Below are 20,413 nucleotides of genomic sequence, written 5' to 3'. Positions count from 1 at the left end.
ACCGGACAAGGAAGACCTCATGAGTACACTTCACGAAATCACCTCCTACTCCCCCGGCTCAGGTGCGCGGATCTCGCCCCGCAGCCACCTTTCTACGAATGCTGAAACGGTAAGCCTCGCGGGCACGTGGAAGTTCGCGTATTCCCGCAGCGCCGAGGGCGCGGGCGATTCGGCTCCGACAGTGGACTTTGACGACTCGGGCTGGGACGACATCACCGTTCCTTCGCACTGGGTTCTTACCGGTGGCGGCGAGTACGGCGACTTCGGAAAATACGGCGCCCCCGCGTACCAGAACGTCCAGTTCCCCTTCCCCGTGGATGCCCCGAACGTTCCCGACGACAACCCGACTGGCGACTACCGCACTCGCTTCACGCTGAGTGCTGAGAAGATCGCGGAGCTCGAGAACGGCGCGCGCGTGTATCTGCGCACCCTCGGCATCGAGTCCCTCGCGATCATCAGCCTCAACGGCGAGCAGGCGGGCGTCGTGCGCGGCTCGCGCCTCACGCAGGAGCTCGACGTCACGGACCTCGTCGTCGAGGGCGAGAACGTTCTGCACGTGCGCGTGCACCAGTGGTCCTCGAACACATACCTCGAGGACCAGGACCAGTGGTGGTTGCCCGGCATCTACCGCGACGTTGAGCTCCTGTTCCGCCCGGCCGCCGGCATCGAGGATGCCTGGCTGCGCGCCGATTTCGACCCGACGAACGGCCCTTCCGCTCCCGGGCCCGGCACGCTCATTCCGGAGATTCGCGCGGAGGAGGCAGCGTTCCCCGTCACGGTCGCAATCGACGAGCTTGGAATTTCGGAGACGTTCGAGAGCCCAGCAGCCGTCGGCCCCATCCCGATCCCCGAAGTGGAACCGTGGAGCGCGGACTGCCCGCGCCTGTACACCGCGACCGTATCGAACGAGGCCGAGACTCTGACGATCCGCACGGGCTTTAGGCGCGTCGAGATCGTGGGCCACGAGTGGCGCGTCAACGGTAAGAAGCTGCGCATTCGCGGCGTGAATCGCCACGAGTACGATCCGAAGCTTGGCCGCGTGTGGGACCGCGAGAAGGCTCGCGAGGGACTTCTGCTCATGAAACGCCACAACGTGAATGCGATCCGCACCTCCCACTACCCGCCGCATCCCGAACTCTTCGACCTTGCCGATGAGCTGGGCTTTTGGGTCATGGACGAGTGCGATTACGAAGCGCACGGCTTCCTTGGCGAAAACTGGCGCGATGTTCCCGCGAACGATCCGCGCTGGCGGGACGCGCTTCTTGACCGCGTCGAGCGTTTCTTCGAGCGCGACAAGAACCACCCGTCGATCGTCTCGTGGTCGCTCGGCAACGAGGGCCACACGGGCGCGAACATGGCGCAGATGGCGAACTGGCTTCGCCGCCGCGATCCGGAGCGCCCCGTGCATTACGAGCAGGATTACGACGGTCAGTACACCGATCTCGTGTCGCGCATGTATCCGCCGATCGAGACAATGCGCGAAATGGCTCTCGGGCACGGCAAGTTTGGCGGCACAATGCCTGGACGCAACGCCGAGCTCGCGAAGCGCCCCATGATCCTGTGCGAATACGTGCACGCAATGGGCAACGGCCCGGGCGGCATCACTGAATACGAAGAAGTTTTCGAGACCTACCCGCAGTGGCACGGCGGCTTCGTGTGGGAGTGGCGCGATCACGGCATCGCGACCCGCACCGAAGACGGCACCGAGTTATTCGGCTACGGCGGCGACTTCGGCGAGCAGGTTCACGACTCGTCGTTTGTGTGCGATGGCCTCGTGCTCTCCTCGGGTGAGGCAACTCCGGGGCTCGTGGAGTTCGGCGCGATCGTGAGCCCGATCAAGCTTGAGTTCGACCTCGCTATGGAGGGAGATACCGAGCGGGCCCTCGATGGCGATTTCGACGATGTCATCATCACCGCGGCATATATCCAGGACCTCCGCCACGCCGGCGATCTCCACGACTTCGTGTTTGAGGTCGTCGATGAGGTCGACGGCCACGAGGTGCTGCGCCGCGAATGCCCCGTCGAGGAAGTTTCCGCAAGCGGCTGGAACAGCTACGCCGGGGAGTTGACTCTGCCACCCTTCGCCGAGGGCCACGAGGGTGAACTTTCGGGCGAGAAGTTCCGTACGATCCGCGCGGTTTTGCGCGAGAGCACCGCTTGGGCCGACGCCGGCCACGAAGTAGCATTCACGCAGGTTCCCGTGACGGATTCGAGCCAGACTGTAGCGCCTTCCTTCCCTTCGCCGCTCCCCTCGACGGCCGGCGGCAGTGAGCGGGTGGGTCAGGTTCCAGATTCCGACGGTTCCTTCGCCCTCGGCGAGGCCCACTTCGATCCGCGCACCGGCGACCTCGTGAAGCTGGGCGACCTCGATCTCGCCGGTCCTCAGCTTCGCCTGTTCCGCGCCCCCACCGAGAACGACTCACTTGGCGACTTCGGCTCGTACATCCTCGCCGACCCGGCCGAGACGACCGGCTCGGGAACCCAGGCCCCGCCCACCGCGGCGCTGTGGCGTGAGATCGGCATCGATAAGCTCGAGCGCCGCGTCATTGGCGTGTGGCTCGACGAGCATGAGGTCCGCGCCGTGCACCGCTACAGCACGCCTGCCGGCCGCGCTTACGTCGATCTCGATATCACGTGGCGCCTCGAGGACGCTGCCGGTGGGGCGAAGGGTGGTGCCTCGCGCGTTCTTCGGTTGTATGCCGACGCCGCACCTTCGGCGAACTGGGAGTACGTGTGGGGGCGCCTCGGGCTCGAGTTCACGGCGCCGCTCGGTGCCGGCGAGGCCTCGTGGTTCGGCTCGGGTCCGCTCGAGAACTACGTCGATTCGTGCCGCGCCGCGCGCATTGGCCGCTTCTCGATGCCCGTCTCGGATCTGAATGTCGAGTACGCGGTTCCGCAGGAGTCGGGCTACCGCCCCGGGTTGCGCGAGCTTCAGCTGTCGGGCTTTGGGCTCACCGTGCGCGCGGATGCCGTCGGACCCCACCGCGAACGGCCTGGCTTCCAGGTGCGTGAGCACTCGATCGAGCAGATCACGAAGGCTCGCCACCCGCATGAGCTGGGCACACCGGAGCGCACGCATCTCATTTTCGATGTGGCGCAGCACGGCCTGGGGTCGCGCTCGTGCGGCCCCGACGTGAGGCCCGAGTACCAGCTGCGCCCGCGCTCGGGTTCCTGGTCGCTCGCGTTCGAGGTGTAGTCAGACGTCTGGCACCTGACCTACCGCCTGCCATCTGACCGGCACCCGCCGTCTGGCCTGGCACCCACTACCGGAGGGTGTAGACAAACGACGTTGCACGCCGCTTTCGGCCTGCTCGCTCGTTTGCCTACACCCTCTCCCCATGCCTGCACCTCCTGCACCTCACCAAAGTGGTGAAAAATCGCCCCCACACGTCAAAAACCAGCCCGCTAACGCCGTTTTTCACCACCTTCAGAAAACCTGTCCAGAGGCAGGGCAGGCAAGGGCCAGGGCCAGCGAGACCGGCAGGTATGGGCGGGGCTGGGTTTTACGGCATGGGTCCGACGGCGGCCCAGCTCCCGTCGCGCCCGTGGATAGCAAGGCGCCCCGCCCACCATGACGGTGAGCGGGGCGCCTTCCGGGATTGCCCTGCTAGAGCATGCAGCTCACGCAGCCCTCAACTTCCGTACCCTGGAGCGCCATCTGACGCAGGCGGATGTAGTAGAGGGTCTTGATGCCCTTACGCCACGCGTAGATCTGAGCCTTGTTGACGTCGCGGGTCGTCGCCGTGTCCGGGAAGAACAGCGTGAGCGAGAGGCCCTGGTCGACGTGCTGGGTCGCCTCGGCGTACGTGTCGATGATCTTCTCGTAGCCGATCTCGTACGCATCCTGGTAGTACTCCAGGTTGTCGTTCGTCATGTACGGCGCCGGGTAGTAGACGCGGCCGATCTTGCCTTCCTTGCGGATCTCGATCTTGGAGACGATCGGGTGGATCGAGCTCGTCGAGTGGTTGATGTAGGAAATCGAACCGGTGGGCGGAACGGCCTGCAGGTACGCGTTGTACATGCCGTGTTCCTTAACCTCGGCAGCGAGGGCCTTCCAGTCGTCCTGCGTGGGCAGGTGGATGCTCGAGTTCTCGAAGATCTCGCGGACGCGCTGAGTCTTTGGCTCCCACACCTCGTTGATGTACTTCTCGAAGTACTCGCCGCTCGCGTACTTCGAATCCTCGAAGCCCATGAACGTTTCGCCGCGCTCCTGAGCGATCTTGGTCGACGCCTTAATGCAGTGGTACGCGACCGAGTAGAAGTACATGTTCGTGAAGTCGAGGCCTTCCTCGCTTCCGTAGTGGATCGACTCGCGCGCGAGGAACCCGTGGAGGTTCATCTGGCCGAGGCCGATCGCGTGGGAGGCCTTGTTGCCGTTCGCGATGGTGGGCACCGAGGAGATGTCGGAGGAATCCGACACTGCCGTAAGGGCGCGGATCGCCGTCTCGATCGTCTTTGCGAAATCGGGCGAGTCCACGGCCTTCGCGATGTTAAGCGAGCCGAGGTTGCACGAGATGTCGCGGCCGAGCGTCTCGTAGGAGAGGTCCGCGTTCATGGTCGACGGAGTCGAGATTTGGAGGATCTCCGAGCACAGGTTCGAGTGAGTGACCTTGCCGCCGCCGATGGGGTTGGCGCGGTTCACCGTGTCCTCGAACATGATGTACGGGTAGCCCGACTCGAACTGGATCTCGGCGAGCACCTGGAAGAAGTCGCGTGCGCGGATCTTCTTCTTCGCGATGCGGTGGTCGTCCACCATTTCGCGATACTTTTCCGTCACGTTGATGTCCGCGAACGGCTTGCCATAGACCCGCTCGACGTCGTACGGCGAGAACAGGTACATCGGCTCGTTGTTCTTCGCGAGCTCGAAGGTGATGTCGGGGATCACCACGCCGAGGGAGAGGGTCTTGATGCGGATCTTCTCGTCGGCGTTCTCGCGCTTCGTGTCGAGGAAGCGGAGGATGTCGGGGTGGTGTGCGTGGAGGTACACGGCACCGGCGCCCTGGCGTGCACCGAGCTGGTTGGCGTAGCTGAAGGAATCCTCGAGGAGCTTCATGACGGGAATGACGCCCGAGGACTGGTTCTCGATCTGCTTGATGGGAGCGCCGTGCTCACGAAGGTTCGACAGCAGGAGGGCCACGCCGCCGCCACGCTTGGAAAGCTGAAGGGCGGAGTTGATCGAACGACCGATCGACTCCATGTTGTCTTCGATGCGCAGAAGGAAGCACGACACGAGCTCGCCGCGCTGCGCCTTGCCGGCGTTGAGGAAGGTCGGGGTCGCGGGCTGGAAACGCCCGTCGAGAACCTCGTCGACGATGCGCTCGGCGAGCGCCTGATCGCCGGCGGCGAGGGTCAGAGCGACCATGCACACGCGATCCTCGAATCGCTCGAGGTAGCGCTTGCCGTCGAACGTCTTGAGCGTGTACGACGTGTAGTACTTAAATGCGCCAAGGAAGGTGGGGAAGCGGAACTTCTTCGCGTACGCGCGCTTGTACAGCGACTTGATGAACTCGAACGTGTACTGGTCGAGAACGTGCTTCTCGTAGTACTCCTTCTCGACGAGGTAGTCGAGCTTTTCCTTGAGCGAGTGGAAGAAGACCGTGTTCTGGTTGACGTGCTGGAGGAAGTATTCGCGGGCCGCCTCGCGGTCCTTGTCGAACTGGATCTTGCCGTCCGCGTCGTACAGGTTCAACATGGCGTTGAGCGCGTGGTAGTCCATCGCCTTGTTGTGCTCGTAGCCCGGCATCTCGGTTAGCTCTGCCAAAACCGTTCCAACCCTTCTTTGACTGTGGTGACGTCCCTTGATGTCCCAAGGAGCTCAAACTTGTAGAGGTGCGGCACGTTGCATTTGCGAGCGATGATGTCGCCGGCAATGCAGTATGCCTCGCCAAAGTTCGTGTTCCCTCCCGAGATCACGCCTTTGATGTGTGCGCGGTTGCGCTTGTCGTTGAGGAAGTGAATAACCTGCTTGGGGACCGCTCCCCCGGTATTGCCGCCACCGTAGGTGGGCACCATGAGCACGAAGTCTTCGTCAACGACGAGCGGCTCTTCGGTGCGTCGCAGCGGGATGCGCGCGACGCTTCCTTCGGGCAGCTCAAGCTTCTCGATGAATCGCTTGGTGTTTTCCGAAACAGACGAAAAGTAGACGAGCTTACTCATGACAAAAGGTCACGACGCTTAAATGCTTAGAAGCCTGCGGCCTGGCGAATTTCGCTCGCCCGCGCGGTGAGCGCCTTGATTTTGTCGGGGCGGAAGCCCGACCAGGCATCGTTCACGGTGGTCACGACGGGCGCCTGCATGAAGCCCAGCGACTTGACGTGCGAGAGGGCCGCGGCATCCTCGGTGATGTCCACGAGCGTGTACTCGAGGCCAGCCTTGTTGAGGGCGCGCTTGGTGGCGTCGCACTGGACGCACATGGGCTTGGTGTAGACGGTGATCTCCATGAGAGGCCTTTCGAAAATGCGGGGTGTTCTTCGTGTTCACGGGGGACGTGAAGCCCAACTGTGGGGCTGCGCGAACCAACGTCCTCAACACTACACCTAGTGGCAGATCGATGGGAACACCACAAGATGTACTGAATTACACGAATGTGATGTGGATGGTGTGTGGACACGCTGTGGCCTCATGTGAACGCGCGGTGAACAGCGATGGTGTTATCCACGAACCATGCACGTCGCAGGCGCGCTCGACGGTGGATGGAGTTGTGGACAACCTGTGTTCGTTGGTGAATTTCCGGGGTTTTCCACGACGAATTGGGGACGCCGATCCGCATCGACGTCCCCAAAAAATTCTTGTGTGATTCCCGCCCTTCGGCGTGTCGCGCCGCGGCGTGTGGGCTACGCCCCGCTGGGCTCGTTCCCGCCTGCACCCTCCGCCTCGCTGGGCTCCGCTTGCACGGGCGCGCTTTGCTCGGAAATCTCAACCTCGCCCTGCTCGGCACCTTTCGAGCTCACGGACCCGAACTCGTCCTCGACAGGTTCCGGCGCGGTCGCGATAGGTGTCTCCGTGAGCGGGTTCTCGGCGACGACGGTGCTTCCCTCGCGCGCCTCAGCCCCGTGACCGCGGCCTTCGTTGTCGTCAGCCTCGCCTTCGACCTCGGGAGCCTCGTTGATGTCGCGGCCGTCAACGAGCGCGAGCTCGGCGAGGATCGTTCGTGAAATCTCGAGATCCTCGAGCGCCTCGGAAAGACCGTAGGCGGGCGCCTTTCCCTTCGCGACGAAGGCGTAGAACGCCTCGTGAAGGCCGTAGGCGGGCGAATGCTCGGAGAGCCGCTCGCTCTTCACAATCGCGCCGTCGGATTTCTGGGTGAACGTGAACGAGCCGCGCGTATCGAGATCTGCCGCGGCGGGGATCTCGACCCGGCCCTGCCTGCGGTTCGTCACGACACGAATCGCATCGTGAAACTCGGGCGCAAACGGCAGGTAGTGCCACACGAGGCGAACGTGCACGCCCTTCTCGAGCGCGCCGAGCACCTCGATCGAGCCGGGAATCACCTGCTCGGGCCAGTGGCGCACCCCGTGCAGCTCGGTCAACGGACCGTAGGTTGCGCGCATCAGGGCGAGCTGTGCGAGAACGCCCGTGAGCAACCCCTTCACGTAAATGTCGCGGTCGCGCTGATTCGCACCGGGCCCCGCCCCCTTCTCGACGGCGTCCTTGAGGTTTTCGCGGCGCTCAATGCGCTGCTCCGACGGCAAATCGTAGGCGGCGGACGTCACGTGGTGCTTACCGTGCATCACGGAGCTCGCCGGCATGAGCGTCTCAAACTCGAGGGTGCGCAGGTCGCGCGCCTGATTTTCCTCCACGAGCAACTTCACAGAGGAGTCGTACACAGCGCCGTAGGCGAGCATCACGAGGGGACGCCCGGCCATCCGCTCAAACTCGGCGATCGCCTGAAGTTCCTCGGTGCCATACGCGACGGGCGGCTCGACGAGAACGGGGATGCCGCGCTTGATGATCTGGAGGATATCCTCCCCCTTCACGCCGTCGGCGCTGAACACAACCGCATCCAGCTCAACGTCCTTGCTGCGCGCAGCCGCCATCAGGTCTTTCACACTGCCGTAGCGGCGCTCCTCCTCAATGCCCCACTTTTCGGCGGCCTCGCGCAGTCGGCGCGGCGAGATATCCACGACCGCGGTGAGCTGAAAGCGATCGTGGCGGCGCTGAAGCATAGGCAGGTGCACCGCTTGCGCGCTCGTCCCGAGCCCCACAACGGCAACGTTAATCTTCGAGGGCATGAGCGAAATCCTTCCGGTCGTGGCGGGGTGCACCTTGCGAAAAGGGTTCCGACGCCTGCCGGGCAACCGTCGGACCCCCATCCATTAAACACGCGGGCCCGCATTAGGAACTGCACCTCCGAGCGATTACGCTGAGAAACATGCGCGAGGCGCATGTGCGAGAGAGCAAGCCGAAGGAGCAGGCCGGTGTTTTACGAAACCGCCCACACGTTCGTCGCCCCAATGATTAAGGCGTGGTGGCGGCCGAAGGTCACGGGACTCGAGAATGTGCCCGAGACCGGCCCCGTGATCATTGCCGCGAACCACCTCGCAAATGTGGATTCATTCCTCGTGCCGGTCGTGTTCAACCGCAAGGTGCGCTACATCATCAAAGCCGATTTTTGGCACAAGAGCGGGCTCACGGCCCGCATCAAACAGCGCTTTTTCGAGACAGTGGGCTCGATTCCCGTCGAGCGCGGAACGCTTAAGTCGGCGCAAGGTTCGCTCGAAAAAGCCCGCGAGGTACTCGATGAAGGAGAGGTCTTCGCGATTTACCCCGAGGGCACACGCTCAAAAACGGGCAAGCTCGGGCGTGGCCGCACGGGTGTCGCGTGGCTCGAAGAACACACGGGAGCGCCCATCATCCCCGTGGGGCTCGTGGGAACCGAGAAGCTTTTCGTTCCCGGAAAAACCTTCCCCCGCCCGCGTCGCGCGAAACTCGAGGTGCGCATCGGCACCCCCATCGACCTCAGCGACATCGATCGTTCCCTGCCTGAAAACCGCAGGCGCCGCGCGATCACGGACAGAGTGATGGATGAGATTCAAAAACTCAGCGGGCAAGAACGCGACACCCCACAGCCGAAGACGGAACACTGAAGGAGATCAACGGTGAGCATCCTCGTGGCCTACATCCCCACCCCCAAGGGCGAGGCAGCACTCGACGCCGCAATTGAGCGCGCCGTGCAGTTCGGCACCTCGCTGCATCTCGTGAACGTCGTGCGCGACTCTGTCGAGTCGGATCCTCGACATGCGAGCGCGGAGCAGCTCGCGTTTGCGGTACGGACGGCGCGCCGCGCTGGCGTGCGCGATGTCGACTCTCGCACCAGGCACATCGACGACGGCGACGAGGTCGCCCACGCAATCATCACCGAGATTGAGAAAACTGGCGCGGACACCCTCGTGCTCGGGGCCCGCTTTGGGGGAACGGACGACCCTCGCTACCTCGGCAACACCATTCAAACGGTGATCGCGGACTCCCCCGCCGACGTCCTGATCGTCTAGCCCCAGCCGAGCGCGTGCAGGCGCTCCTCCTCGACCCCGAAGAGGTGACCGACCTCGTGGAGCACGGTCACGCGGATTTGCTCCTCGAGCTCCTCGCGGCTCGCAGCCATGCGCGTGAGCGGGCCGCGAAACACGATGATGCGGCCCGGCTCCATGAGACCGTCGAAATGACCGCGCTCCGTGAGCGGCACCCCGTCAAACACTCCGAGCAGCTCCTCATCACCCTCGGGTTCCTCCTCTACGAGGATCACCGTGTTCGAATCGGAAATCTGGGTGACGACATCGAGCGGCAGCGAATCGAGGGCGTCGTCAACCGCGGCCTCGAATTCTTCACGGCTCATGACATCCATGCTTCAAGAATCCCAAAGCGGCGTGGTGCGGGCAAACGTCGGCCCCGCCCCCACCGAACGCGGCAGGAACGGGGCCGAACTTCTGAGTCGTGCGTTACTGGACGCTACCGGGAACCTCGGCGTCGCCCGCGTTGGCCTTAACGGCCTTCTCGATGCGCTCGCCGATCTCCTGATCAACGTTCTTCCAGTATTCGAATGCGCGCGAGAGCACGGGTTCGATCACGCCGTCGAGGGCGCCCGCGACGGTGTTCACGAACTCCTCGCGCTCCTCGTCGCTAAACACCTCGCGCACGAGGGTGCCGGCCTGGCCGAAGTCGTCGTCCTCGGCGTGGAGGGTGTACGCGGCGCGCACCATCTCGCCGTCGGACTCCCAGCCGTTGTCGACCGGGCCCTGCTCATCCTGGTAAGCGCGACCGAACGAGTTCGGGGCATACACGGGAGCATCGCCCGAGTGGAAGAACTCCATCGCCCCTTCCTTCGAGTAGGTGTTGACGTCGTTCACCGGGCGGTTCACGGGCAGCTGGTTGTAGTTCGTGCCGAGGCGGTTGCGCTGTGCATCCGGGTAGGAGAACACGCGGCCGAGAAGCATCTTGTCGGGCGAGAAACCGATGCCCGGAACGAGGTTCGACGGGCTGAAGGCCGCCTGCTCGATCTGCGCGAAGTGGTTCACCGGATTCTGGTTGAGCTCGAACTCACCGACCTTGATAAGCGGGTAGTCCTTCTTCGACCAAGTCTTCGTGAGGTCGAACGGGTTGAAGCGGTAGGTCTTCGCGTCCTCGTACGGCATGATCTGCACCGAGACATCCCACTTCGGGAAATCGCCGTTCTTGATCGCGTCGAAGAGGTCCTTGCGGTGCGCATCGGCATCCTCGCCCGCAATGCGAGTCGCGTCCTCGTTCGAGAGGTACTCGACGCCCTGCTGGGTGTGGAAGTGGTACTTGACCCACGACTTCTCGCCAGCCTCATTCACCCACATGTAGGTGTGCGAGCTGTAGCCGTTCATATGACGCCAGGTCTTCGGAAGACCGCGCGGGCCCATGAGGTAGGCGACCTGGTGGGCGCTCTCAGGCGAAAGGGTCCAGAAGTCCCACTGCATGGTGGCATCGCGCAGACCCGAATCGGGAAGGCGCTTCTGCGAGTGAATGAAGTCGGGGAACTTCATGGGGTCGCGGAGGAAGAAGATTGGCGTGTTGTTGCCGACGATGTCGTAGTTGCCCTCCTCCGTATAGAACTTAAGGGCAAAACCGCGAACGTCGCGCCACGTATCGGGCGAACCGAGCTCACCGGCAACGGTCGAAAAACGCGCGAGCATCGGGGTCTTCTGGCCCTTCTGGAGAAGCTTCGCCTTCGTGTACTGGGAAACATCCTCGGTCACGCGGAGTTCGCCGAAAGCGCCCGAGCCCTTCGCGTGGGGGCTGCGCTCCGGAATGCGCTCGCGATCGAAACGCGCGAGCTTCTCCACAAGGTTCACGTCGTGAAGAAGGAGGGGGCCATTCGCGCCAACGCTCAGTGAATGGGCATCGGATTCACGCACGGCACCGGCTTCGTTCGTGCTCGGAAGGTTCGGATCAAAAGTGCTCATTCGTCCTGTCCTTATCTCGTGGGGTAGGAGTAGGGGCGATCAATCGCCTCGGCGTCATCGAGGAGGGACCGCGTACCTCCACCCTAGCTGGCGCTCCTTGAGCACACTCACAAAGTCCGCGCGATGAAGGCGGGCAGGCGTCGGACCCCGCGCACGTGCCGTTAAAACGAAACCGCCCACCAATTTTGGTGGGCGGTTTCATGCTGTACCCCGTACGGGATTCGAACCCGTGTTGCCGGCGTGAAAGGCAGGTGTCCTAGGCCGCTAGACGAACGGGGCGGGCGGAAATACTCTACCCATGTCGATGCCGGAACGCCAACTGGGAGAGCCTGACGGTGATACACGGCACCGCGTGATTGAATAATGGCAGCTAATTTGCCTTCCCAACGATCCGCGAGGTTTCTTCGTGACACCCACTCACCCCTCCCGCTTCGGCGTGCGCGCACGTGCCGCCGCCGCCCTCAGCGCCCTCACGCTTGCCGCACTCTCGCTCAGTGGATGCGGAGCACTCATCCAAGCGGGGCACAAGGCCACGCCAAGTAACTCGGCAGCCACCGGCAGCGGCAACTTCGAGAAGGACGCCGAAAAAGCCATCAAGGAGCTCGAGAACTCGACCTCCAAGGCCTACGGCACGGAAGGCATGGCGCCCCTTAAATCGATCGCTCCCGTCGTCGAATCCGCCGCCTACGACCTCGGCGCCGACCCCGCAAAGGACGAGCGCTGGAAGAAGTTCTACGACCAGCGCGCCGACTGGGGAAAATGCGAACGCGCGGAGTATCAAGGCGCTGAATGCGCCACGATCGAGGTCCCCCTCAAGTGGAACGACCCCGAAGGTGCCACCCTCTCGCTCCTGCTCACACGCGTTCCCGCAACGGGCGACGACAAGAAGGGCTCACTTCTTCTCAACCCCGGCGGCCCCGGCGGCTCGGGGGCGGAACACGTCGCCGCCTACGGTTCCATGACGATCAGCTCCACCGTGCGCAAACAGTACGATCTGATCGGCTTCGACCCGCGAGGGGTGAAGGATTCCGACGGTGTCCAGTGCCTCGACGATGCCGAGACCGACGAAATGCTATCGACAGACATTCCCGACACCGAGGAAGGTAAGAAGAAAGCTAAGGAATGGGCCGACAAGCTCGCGAAAGCCTGCAAAGCGAAGTCCAGCGACCGCATTCAGTACGTCGACACGTACTCCGCTGCGCGCGACATGGACGTGATCCGCTCGGCTGTTGAATCCGAAAAGCTCGACTACCTCGGCTTCTCGTACGGCACGTACCTCGGCGCCACCTACGCCGAAATGTACCCGGAACGCACCGGACACCTCATCCTCGACGGCGCGATGGACCCAGCGCTCACGACAAACGAGATTGTCGCCGGTCAGGCCGCCGGTTTCGAGCAGGCGATTAAAGACTTCGTGACCTGGTGCCAAAACGAACGCGGCACCTGCCCCCTCACGGGCAGTGTCGACGAAGGCATTCAGCAGCTTCGCGACTTCATGACGAACGCCGGGAAGAACCCCATTCCCACGGCGAGCGGCCGCAAGCTCAACGAGACCCTCGCCTCAACGGCGATCCTTACCGCCCTCTACAGCAACGAGACCTGGGAGTACGTCGCCCTCGGGATCGAAAGCGCCAAGAACAACAACTCCGCCGACGTCCTCCTCATGCTCGCCGACCTCGCCAACGAGCGCGAAGAAGACGGCACGTTCAAGTCGAACAGCACGTTCGCCAACGTCGCCGTGAACTGCCTCGACCACATCGGGGTGACCGACGAAAAGTGGCTCAAGGCCGAAAGCGAACGCCTCGCAAAGAAATACCCGACGTTTGGTCCGTCGCTCGGCACCGAAGAGGACGGCTGCGCGAACTGGCCCGCGAAGCCCGTGCGCTACCCCAAGGAAATCCATGCGAAGGGGTCGAGCACCATCGTCGTGATCGGCACAACCCACGACCCCGCAACCCCGTACGCGTGGGCCGAATCCCTCAACAAACAGCTCGACAACTCGGTTCTCCTCACCTGGGAGGGCTTCGGCCACACCGCCTACAGTCGCTCGGGTGGCTGCATCGAGGAGATGGTCGACGCGTACCTTCTCGAGGACAAGGTCCCGGACGACGGCGCGAAATGTGAGTAGAAACTGAGCCCGGGTCAGCGGGGCGGCATGCACGTCACCCCGCACGAGATGTGACCGGTCCATCACCGACACAGTTTGGCACCCGGGCCGTTTCTCCCGTAAAGTTGTGGTTCGTGCGCGACGCGTGAGCGAAGCACACGCCTCCTTAGCTCAGTCGGTAGAGCGATTCACTCGTAATGAATAGGTCGCCGGTTCGATTCCGGCAGGAGGCTCCACAAAAAAGCGGCCCCCACCAGGACAAACACCCGGTGGGGGTTCTCTTTACCCAAATCGAAGTGGCGGGTTGTAACCCTTCTTGTAACCCTTCTTTGAACAGACCAGACATTGACCTATTCATTTTCCAGCCCCCGCCACCGCGAACAGTTCCGACGCCGTCAGCGTCTCGCAGCGCGCTTCAAGCATCGACGGCGTGACCCACAGTTCTTCCGCAAGCTCTAACGGGTCGCGCGCCCACCTGGCGGCCTTCACGAGCGCCTCAAACGGCACGAGGCGCGCCGCCGCTATCTGATTCACTTCGCGCTCGCGGGAGGGCGTACAGGCCCGCCCCTCCCCGGCTTCGAGGTGCACGAGCTCATGCGCGAGAGTGCAGCGCCGCTCCACCTGAAGCAGGCGCTTATCGAGCCGGATAAGGTCGCGCCCGTTCGTCTCCCCACACCGACCGTCAAGGCGCGCGAACTCCACGCGCACAGCAGGAAACGCGGCATGCAGATGGTCCCAAGGGTTATAAAAACTCACCCTCCCACAATGACGGGAGGGTGAGACATTTAAAGTTCGCGAGGGGCTAAAGGGCCTTCATGTCGCTACGCGACTTCTGCATGATCACAGTGCCGCTAGCGTCCTGGGCGATAACCCAATCTAGTTCTTCGTGCGAAGGTCCGGCGCTCGCAAAAATGTAGTTGATTGCGGCTTCTGCCAGGGCTTCGCTTTCAGCATCAGAGCCGTTTAGCTGGAGAGTCACCTTGAGTTGCCCCTCGGTGGTCGCGTCAACACCACCGATCCAGCAGACGCCACGCGAGTAGTCCCCGCCGCAGACCTCACTCCAATCGCTCGCGCCCATGAGTGCATCTTTTTCGACACGCTTAGCCCACTCGGACGGATTAGGCTTGTCTGCCTTCTTCTTTTCGGCTGGCTTCTCGGGCTTGGGTGCCTCAGTCGGTTTCGCCTCCTTGGTGGGCTTAGGCGTCTCCGTAGGCTTCGGCTTTTCGGACGGCTTCGGCTTCTCCGTGGGCTTAGCCTCCTTGGTGGGCTTCGCCTTCTCGACTGCTGGGGCCTGGGTCGTAGCGGTCGCCGTTGCCTCTTTTTCTGGCTCGCTCGGACCGGCCACGGTCCCGATAATCCAGAAGATCACAAAGAGGACAAGCACCACGGCCAGGCAACCGCCACAGCCGATCATCTTTTGTTGCTTACTCGCGTTTTTGAGTTTTGATGTGTCCATGCCGCTCTCCTATGCGGGTTCGTCGCCGTCGTAGAACGGCTCTGGTGATTCTTGGTGTGTGTCGAGCCGGTCGCGCATCTTCGCGCCTTGGTTCGGTGCTTCGTGCGCGGCGAGGGCGTAGTCGGCTTGTTGGGGCCGGGGTGTTTCGGTGGTGGTGTGGTGGTGTTGGTTGGTGTCGAGGAAGACGCGGACGAGGTGGCGGATGGCGTCACGTTGGGGGCCGGTGAGTGCGGCGGCTTCGGGGCCTAGCTCAAACGGCTCACCGGTTACTACTTGCCCAGCTGCTTCCCTAAGAAGATTCGCGTCAACCCCAAACACCTTCGCGAATGCGTCAAGAATCGCGGCACTCGGCTTTGATGGGTGTGTGCCGTTGAGGTAGCGCGACGCCGTGGCATAGCTGATTTTGTGCCCGTGCCTCTCAGCCTCTCTTTCAATGTCGCGCGTAGACCACTGATGCTCACTATTCAGCGCGTTCAGCAGTTCTGAAAGTCCACTCATGGAGACCACTTTCGGGGTAGGTGCGTCGCTTCGCAATCCTACCTGTGTACGGCGCGTCCAAAAATCTCACTGGTGTAATTCCTGGTCACGCAGCATATCGGCACTTTTTTGTTTCAGAGTGTTGCACGAGGGCGTCCAATCGTGTAGCGTTACAGCAACATCGAAACATTGGAAGGAGGTAGCAGTGAACTACAACGACACTCGACGCAACTTCACCGCCACATGCTCCGCGCGGGCACTAAAAATGGCGCTCACCTACCAGCGCTGGTCCTACGCAGACCTCGCCAGAGCAGCCGGGGTATCGAAGTCCACCGTCGGAAATCTGGCCTCCGGTGCACGTACAACCACAAACCCCGAAACAGCCGCCAAGATCGCTAAAGCGCTGAACGTGAAAACGAGCGACCTTTTCGACCTCGACCCGGTCCTCTACGCCGCCTAGGCATCCCCTCTTTTTGATCCCTGTAAGTCCGTGGCTTTCTACGGCACCTCTTCTTGAAAGGTTTCATCATGCAGCTTCAAGCTATCCCGTTCCACGGCACCACGATCAGCGCCGCGAAGGATGGTGACACGGTCCGTGTTGCTCTTCGCCCGGCCTGCGAAGCAATGGGCCTCGACTTCAGCTCACAACGCAAGCGCCTCGACCGCACCCCCTGGGCAGTCGTGGTCATGATGACCACAACTGGTTCCGACGGGAAAACCTACGAAATGGTCACCATCGACCGTCGCACGTTCACCATGTGGCTCGCCACCATCGACACCACCCGCCTCAAATCAGACCGCGCCCGCCACCTCGTTGAAGCATTCCAGCGTGAAGCCGCCGATGTTCTCGACAACTACTTCCACAACGGCGGCGCAATCAACCCCAACGCCACCGAACACCAAATGCGCGCCCTCATGTTCCAAACCCAAGCACAAATGGAACTCTGCCAAGCCGCCAAAGGCCTCATCCACCCCGACCACCTCGAAGCCAAAGCCCGCATCATCCTCGCCCGCGGACTCGGCGAACACGCCGCCCTCGACCCCAACCGTGCACCCCTCTACACAAAGGACTACCTCAAAGAAAAAGGACTCTCCACCAAAAACCTGCGGTCAATTTCCCCCACCTTCGGCAAACGTCTCAAAGCCGCCTACATCGAAAAACACGGCATCGAACCCGAAAAACGCCCCATGAACCTCACCAACGGGCAAGTGAAACACGTCAACGCCTACACCGAAGCAGACCGGCCCCTCATGGACGCCGTATGGGAAATCCTCAACCCCACACCCCACCTGACAGTCGTCGCCTAACCCCCCCCGAACAGGGATCTCAGTCATGATCTCGATCAACTTCAATCCCCAAACTAATGTCCTCGAAATCCGGCACCAAGGCCAGCCCGGTCACACGGAAACGCTCAATGAAGCCCTCCGTCACGTTCTGGAAGCCCTCGATGGCGTCGGCACCCTCACCAGTGACAGTCAGCGACAGGTCCTGGGGTGTAGCGAAAAGGGTGTATGCAACCCGTTGACGGTCGCCGCGACGATAGAGAACTCGAGTCTTGACCCGGCCACTTACGCCGAACGCCTCGTCGAAGCCCTCAAAAAGTGACGCCACCGATCTCACGGGACCTTCACCCTCAACGTGAATCTTGAAGTCTCTGATTCTGAGCTCTGCTTCCAACATTGGCTTCCCTTCCATTCCCGTGGCCTTCGATAAACATCTCTGTTCATTAAAGCCTGTGGCCTCCCAAAGCACTCCCCCTAAGTGTACTGACCGGACACGTTGATCAATCGTGAGAAAGGCGGCTGGTTCCCGCAGGCCGTGTGGGGCCGGTGTTGGTTGTAGTAGTGCAGCCAACCGTCCAGCTCACCGCGACGCTCGGCCTCCGAGGTGTAGCAGCGGGCATAGGCCCAACCATCAGCCAAGGTGCGGTGGAAGCGTTCGATCTTCCCGTTGGTCTGCGGACGATAGGGCCGAGTGCGCTTGTGCTTGATTCCGAGCTCGGCGCAAGTGTGCCGCCACAGGTGCGAGCGGTAGGCGCCGCCGTTGTCGGACAGGACCCTTTCGACGGTGACTCCGCGGGCGTTGAACCACTCGACAGCCCGGACCAGGACCGCGGTGGCGGTGATGGCGGTTTCGTCGTCGTGGATCTCGGCGTAGGCGACGCGGGAGTGATCATCGATGACGGTATGGACGAACGCCTTGCCCATCAACGGGTCGTAGTGCTTGTTCCTGGGCTTGCCGGGGGTCGCGGCGCGGTTCTTCTCGCCTTGGCGCCGCCCGACGTAGCGCCAGCCTCCGCCGTCGGGGATGTTGCCGAGCTTCTTCACATCGACGTGCAGCATCGCGCCAGGATGGTCATGCTCGTAGCGACGGACGGGTTCGCCGGTGGCCCGGTCGACATGGGACAGCCGGTTCAAGCGAGCATCGGTCAGGATCCGATGGACGGTCGACGGCGCAATGCCCAGGCGGCAGGCCAACTGCACTGGTCCTTCTCGGAGACGGAGGCGCATCTGGATGCAGCGCCGGGTGACCTGCGGACTGGTCCTACTGGGTGAATGGTGCGGGCGCGAGGAGCGGTCCTGCATCGACTGACCGGCGCGGTAGCGATCAGCCCAGCGCTTCACGGTCGGCCAAGACACCTGGAAGCGGGCAGCGACCTCACTGATCGGCCAACCCTCATCAACAACGAGACGCCCCACCATCAAACGATGGCGGGGCGTCAATGCCGCGTTTGCGTGACTCATCGCTTTGCTCGGGAGTAGCTCGCCAGCACGATCCCGCCGGGAAGCGTCTCGATGCTTGTCGGAGTCCAACCACGGGAGGCGCTACCTGTGAACAGCGGAACTCCGTCTCCTAATGTCACGGGATTGATCTTGAGCTGCAGCTCGTCGATCTGATCCAAGAGCTGGCCGGCCAGCGAGCCGCCCCCGCAGAGCCAGATGTCCTTGCCCGGTTCCCTCTTGAGGTTGGCGACACGTTCGACAACGTTGCCCTCCCACCTTTCGACGGTGGGATCCACGGGCAGCTCGCGATGAGTGACGACGATCTGTCGGAGATGCGGGTAGGCGCTGGTCAGGCCCGCGTCGAGTGCAGGTTCATGGGTCCGGGCGCCCATCAGGACAGTGTCGAATCGTCGCGGTTCCCCCTTCACGCCCAAGACCTCTCGCAGGTGACAGGGGCATGTCTCTGGGTAGCGGGCGAAGAGTTCGTTCAGCGTTTCAGGCTCGATCGGGAACCTGGAGGTGTCGCCGTCTTGGCCGGCAATGAATCCGTCCAGGCTCGCGGCGACGTAGTAGACGAGCTTGCGCATTCCTTCTCCAATCACAACGGCTGTTGTAGTTAAGTGAACCACAACAGCTGTGCTGATGCCATAGGGTTGATCTGTGGTGGCCAATCCCGAACGACGAGCGCAGATCACCGATGCCGCCCTGGAAGTCCTGGGCGCGAACGGCTCGCGCGGGCTGACGCATCGGGCAGTCGACCGAGCCGCCGATGTGCCCACAGGCACCACAGCGAACTACTGCCCCTCCAGAGCAGGGCTCCTCCTGGCCATGGCCCACAGGATCTTCGACCGCTTGTCGCCTGAACCCGATCGGGTCACGCAGCTGGCCCACCTCCCCCCAGAGCGAGCAACGGTGGAGTACGCCGCCTACGCAACCGAACGGCTCCTGGCCGACAGCACGCTCGCACTCGCGCTGATCGAGCTGCGACTGGAAGCGGCACGCCAACCGGAAGTTCGCCAAGCCCTGGAGCCGTTCCTTCGCCAGGGATTCACAGACGACGTGGACTTCCACGACGGCCAAGGCCTCCCGGGGGGCCGCCCTGCGGTGCTGGTCACGCACCACCTGGTGATGGGCGTGGTGTTGGATGCCCTCACCATCCCCGTGGACCCGCACCAGTCCCCGGTCGACGAAGTCCGTCAGACTGTGGCAGCACTCTTCACCTAGCAGCCGTGAACGTCCACTCGATCAACGTCTCCGGTCCGTACACCTAAGGAGCCTCAAATACCGGTCAGCGCCGCTATGGCCTTCGTTAGGGATGCCGCCTCCCGCGAAGGACTGCAATTCTCCAAACGACAACTACGCACCCACGTCGTCTAATATCCGAACTGGTAGATCCAGCTAGACGCGAAAACCACCGCCGACATCGACACCACCGCCGAACTAGCCGTGAGGCGAGTCCTCGCGCAGGTCGCCTAGCCCCTTTCGACTGGTCCGCGCCCTTCACTTTTCGAGCCGGGTGGGACCCTTTTTCATGCCTTCGACCCGCCTCGCATCCAGTTACCTGAGCCGGGTCGCTCCGCGTTCCATCGGTCGATTGTTTCGGGGATCCAGCCTTTTGTCCCGCGACCAGTCGAACCGATAAGCGCATCAGGTTCTGGGAGGCTATAGCGGGCCAAAGTGGGGACTTTGACGCCGATCCGTTCCGCAACTTCGCTGCGTGAAGGCTAGATCTTCATGCGCGCTTTCTCATTTCTGCAACGAGTGCAACTACTGTCGCCCCAGCGGTTAGGGCTGCGGCGGTCATTGTCAAATAGGCGGGTGCGTGGAAGACTGCGGCCAAGATGGTGATAGCGGCGGCCGTGATGATGTACCAGCTGGCTGTTTTCATGGTGCTTCATGGAGGGCGGGGCAGGGATGCCCGCAATCAGTCTTGGGCCGCGGAGCCCCCTCCCTCTTTATCCTCCAACGCGACTAGTTCAAACGATGCACTGCATTAGTTTAGCCGCTCAGGAGCCACGATTGTCACCGACGTAACGCCAGGACTGCTGGGATTGAGCGGTCATTCATCATCACAGTGTGCGGCCAGCACACCCCAGCAGTCCGTTGCTTCGAAAGTGGTGAAAAATCGCCACCAGACCGGGGATTCCGGCGCGCAGCGGCCATTTTTCACCACTTCCGTGACAGGGAAGGCGGAGCGGAGGGTAAGAAAGGAGGAACGGAGGGTGA

General features: G+C 62.5%; 19 protein-coding genes and 2 tRNA genes. 8 read left to right on the top strand and 13 right to left on the bottom strand.

All coding sequences use genetic code 11. From position 1 onward, the window contains the following. Positions 1–19 precede the first annotated feature (19 nt). Entirely contained in the window at positions 20–3,196 is a 3,177-nt protein-coding gene (locus E6X30_RS06865) for a glycoside hydrolase family 2 TIM barrel-domain containing protein (RefSeq protein ID WP_316335943.1), read from the top strand. Positions 3,197–3,607: 411 nt separating this feature from the next. On the opposite strand, the gene nrdE is transcribed toward E6X30_RS06865, so the two are convergent. The 4 genes from nrdE to E6X30_RS06845 form a co-directional block, all read right to left on the bottom strand. After that, positions 3,608–5,743 (bottom strand): class 1b ribonucleoside-diphosphate reductase subunit alpha, encoded by a 2,136-nt coding sequence (gene nrdE / locus E6X30_RS06860; RefSeq protein WP_034370423.1) that lies wholly within the window; start codon positions 5,741–5,743, stop codon positions 3,608–3,610. Between the two features lie 5 nt (positions 5,744–5,748). Then, positions 5,749–6,156, bottom strand: coding sequence for a class Ib ribonucleoside-diphosphate reductase assembly flavoprotein NrdI (gene nrdI / locus E6X30_RS06855; protein ID WP_016663139.1), 408 nt, complete (start codon positions 6,154–6,156; stop codon positions 5,749–5,751). Positions 6,157–6,182: 26 nt separating this feature from the next. Further along, positions 6,183–6,440: a glutaredoxin-like protein NrdH gene (nrdH, locus tag E6X30_RS06850; RefSeq protein ID WP_259853930.1), complete on the bottom strand. Its 258-nt coding sequence runs from the start codon at positions 6,438–6,440 to the stop codon at positions 6,183–6,185. A 393-nt stretch (positions 6,441–6,833) separates the two neighbouring features. Continuing rightward, complete coding sequence (locus E6X30_RS06845; RefSeq protein ID WP_316335942.1) at positions 6,834–8,231, bottom strand: Gfo/Idh/MocA family oxidoreductase; 1,398 nt, start codon at positions 8,229–8,231, stop codon at positions 6,834–6,836. A 186-nt stretch (positions 8,232–8,417) separates the two neighbouring features. Between E6X30_RS06845 and E6X30_RS06840 the strand changes: the two genes are divergently transcribed. After that, a complete protein-coding gene (locus E6X30_RS06840; RefSeq protein WP_101687100.1) occupies positions 8,418–9,086 on the top strand; it encodes a 1-acyl-sn-glycerol-3-phosphate acyltransferase in 669 nt (222 codons plus the stop codon). 12 nt (positions 9,087–9,098) lie between these two features. Continuing rightward, the gene (locus E6X30_RS06835; protein WP_016663143.1) at positions 9,099–9,491 is read left to right on the top strand and encodes a universal stress protein; all 393 of its coding nucleotides are present in this window, start codon (positions 9,099–9,101) and stop codon (positions 9,489–9,491) included. Here the strand turns inward: E6X30_RS06835 and E6X30_RS06830 are convergent. The 3 genes from E6X30_RS06830 to E6X30_RS06820 all read right to left on the bottom strand — a co-directional run bounded on the left by E6X30_RS06830 (position 9,488) and on the right by E6X30_RS06820 (position 11,702). Next, positions 9,488–9,841 carry a metallopeptidase family protein gene (locus E6X30_RS06830; protein ID WP_070435906.1) on the bottom strand — a complete coding sequence of 118 codons (354 nt, stop codon included), beginning with the start codon at positions 9,839–9,841 and terminating at the stop codon, positions 9,488–9,490. The two genes, E6X30_RS06835 and E6X30_RS06830, sit on opposite strands and share 4 nt — an antisense overlap. A 94-nt stretch (positions 9,842–9,935) precedes the next feature. Next, positions 9,936–11,423 carry a catalase gene (locus E6X30_RS06825; protein WP_316335941.1) on the bottom strand — a complete coding sequence of 496 codons (1,488 nt, stop codon included), beginning with the start codon at positions 11,421–11,423 and terminating at the stop codon, positions 9,936–9,938. Between the two features lie 206 nt (positions 11,424–11,629). Continuing rightward, positions 11,630–11,702, bottom strand: a tRNA-Glu gene (locus E6X30_RS06820). A 127-nt stretch (positions 11,703–11,829) separates the two neighbouring features. Here E6X30_RS06820 and E6X30_RS06815 point away from each other — a divergent pair. After that, on the top strand, positions 11,830–13,551 hold the full coding sequence (locus tag E6X30_RS06815; protein WP_316335940.1) for an alpha/beta hydrolase: 1,722 nt from the start codon (positions 11,830–11,832) through the stop codon (positions 13,549–13,551). A gap of 139 nt (positions 13,552–13,690) precedes the next feature. Continuing rightward, positions 13,691–13,766 (top strand) — tRNA-Thr (locus E6X30_RS06810). Between the two features lie 118 nt (positions 13,767–13,884). Here the strand turns inward: E6X30_RS06810 and E6X30_RS06805 are convergent. The 3 genes from E6X30_RS06805 to E6X30_RS06795 are packed head-to-tail and all read right to left on the bottom strand — an operon-like array spanning position 13,885 to position 15,484. Continuing rightward, complete coding sequence (locus E6X30_RS06805; RefSeq protein WP_316335939.1) at positions 13,885–14,286, bottom strand: ImmA/IrrE family metallo-endopeptidase; 402 nt, start codon at positions 14,284–14,286, stop codon at positions 13,885–13,887. A gap of 46 nt (positions 14,287–14,332) precedes the next feature. Beyond that, positions 14,333–14,986 (bottom strand): hypothetical protein, encoded by a 654-nt coding sequence (locus E6X30_RS06800; protein WP_316335938.1) that lies wholly within the window; start codon positions 14,984–14,986, stop codon positions 14,333–14,335. 9 nt (positions 14,987–14,995) lie between these two features. Further along, complete coding sequence (locus E6X30_RS06795) at positions 14,996–15,484, bottom strand: helix-turn-helix transcriptional regulator (protein WP_316335937.1); 489 nt, start codon at positions 15,482–15,484, stop codon at positions 14,996–14,998. 184 nt (positions 15,485–15,668) lie between these two features. Here E6X30_RS06795 and E6X30_RS06790 point away from each other — a divergent pair, with 184 nt between their 5' ends. Together E6X30_RS06790 and E6X30_RS06785 are read left to right on the top strand one after the other, a co-directional pair. After that, a complete protein-coding gene (locus E6X30_RS06790; RefSeq protein ID WP_016663212.1) occupies positions 15,669–15,923 on the top strand; it encodes a helix-turn-helix transcriptional regulator in 255 nt (84 codons plus the stop codon). A 68-nt stretch (positions 15,924–15,991) separates the two neighbouring features. After that, complete coding sequence (locus tag E6X30_RS06785; protein WP_316335936.1) at positions 15,992–16,771, top strand: phage antirepressor N-terminal domain-containing protein; 780 nt, start codon at positions 15,992–15,994, stop codon at positions 16,769–16,771. 19 nt (positions 16,772–16,790) lie between these two features. On the opposite strand, the gene E6X30_RS06780 is transcribed toward E6X30_RS06785, so the two are convergent. The 3 genes from E6X30_RS06780 to E6X30_RS06770 form a co-directional block, all read right to left on the bottom strand. Beyond that, the gene (locus E6X30_RS06780; protein ID WP_040386358.1) at positions 16,791–17,144 is read right to left on the bottom strand and encodes a hypothetical protein; all 354 of its coding nucleotides are present in this window, start codon (positions 17,142–17,144) and stop codon (positions 16,791–16,793) included. A gap of 77 nt (positions 17,145–17,221) precedes the next feature. After that, positions 17,222–18,208 (bottom strand): IS481 family transposase, encoded by a 987-nt coding sequence (locus E6X30_RS06775; protein WP_016663215.1) that lies wholly within the window; start codon positions 18,206–18,208, stop codon positions 17,222–17,224. Then, positions 18,205–18,774: a dihydrofolate reductase family protein gene (locus E6X30_RS06770; RefSeq protein WP_016663216.1), complete on the bottom strand. Its 570-nt coding sequence runs from the start codon at positions 18,772–18,774 to the stop codon at positions 18,205–18,207. The genes E6X30_RS06775 and E6X30_RS06770 overlap by 4 nt, the downstream gene beginning before the upstream one ends. Positions 18,775–18,847: 73 nt before the next feature. Here E6X30_RS06770 and E6X30_RS06765 point away from each other — a divergent pair, with 73 nt between their 5' ends. Further along, positions 18,848–19,411, top strand: coding sequence for a TetR/AcrR family transcriptional regulator (locus E6X30_RS06765; protein WP_016663217.1), 564 nt, complete (start codon positions 18,848–18,850; stop codon positions 19,409–19,411). The last annotated feature ends 1,002 nt before the right edge of the window (positions 19,412–20,413 follow it).

The organism is Dermabacter sp. (assembly GCF_032550575.1).
Lineage (GTDB): Bacteria > Actinomycetota > Actinomycetes > Actinomycetales > Dermabacteraceae > Dermabacter > Dermabacter hominis.
Note: the sequence above shows the minus strand (reverse complement) of the source record. Positions and strands in the feature narration are given on the sequence as shown.

Bases quoted from the DNA above. Each gene is read 5' to 3' on its own strand.
- E6X30_RS06785 (WP_316335936.1), top strand. From the start codon at position 15,992: ATGCAGCTTCAAGCTATCCCGTTCCACGGCACCACGATCAGCGCCGCG.
- E6X30_RS06865 (WP_316335943.1), top strand. From the start codon at position 20: ATGAGTACACTTCACGAAATCACCTCCTACTCCCCCGGCTCAGGTGCG.
- nrdH (WP_259853930.1), bottom strand. From the start codon at position 6,440: ATGGAGATCACCGTCTACACCAAGCCCATGTGCGTCCAGTGCGACGCC.
- E6X30_RS06795 (WP_316335937.1), bottom strand. From the start codon at position 15,484: ATGAGTGGACTTTCAGAACTGCTGAACGCGCTGAATAGTGAGCATCAG.
- E6X30_RS06775 (WP_016663215.1), bottom strand. From the start codon at position 18,208: ATGAGTCACGCAAACGCGGCATTGACGCCCCGCCATCGTTTGATGGTG.
- E6X30_RS06770 (WP_016663216.1), bottom strand. From the start codon at position 18,774: ATGCGCAAGCTCGTCTACTACGTCGCCGCGAGCCTGGACGGATTCATT.
- nrdI (WP_016663139.1), bottom strand. From the start codon at position 6,156: ATGAGTAAGCTCGTCTACTTTTCGTCTGTTTCGGAAAACACCAAGCGA.
- E6X30_RS06830 (WP_070435906.1), bottom strand. From the start codon at position 9,841: ATGGATGTCATGAGCCGTGAAGAATTCGAGGCCGCGGTTGACGACGCC.
- nrdE (WP_034370423.1), bottom strand. From the start codon at position 5,743: ATGCCGGGCTACGAGCACAACAAGGCGATGGACTACCACGCGCTCAAC.
- E6X30_RS06845 (WP_316335942.1), bottom strand. From the start codon at position 8,231: ATGCCCTCGAAGATTAACGTTGCCGTTGTGGGGCTCGGGACGAGCGCG.
- E6X30_RS06780 (WP_040386358.1), bottom strand. From the start codon at position 17,144: ATGTTGGAAGCAGAGCTCAGAATCAGAGACTTCAAGATTCACGTTGAG.
- E6X30_RS06800 (WP_316335938.1), bottom strand. From the start codon at position 14,986: ATGGACACATCAAAACTCAAAAACGCGAGTAAGCAACAAAAGATGATC.
- E6X30_RS06825 (WP_316335941.1), bottom strand. From the start codon at position 11,423: ATGAGCACTTTTGATCCGAACCTTCCGAGCACGAACGAAGCCGGTGCC.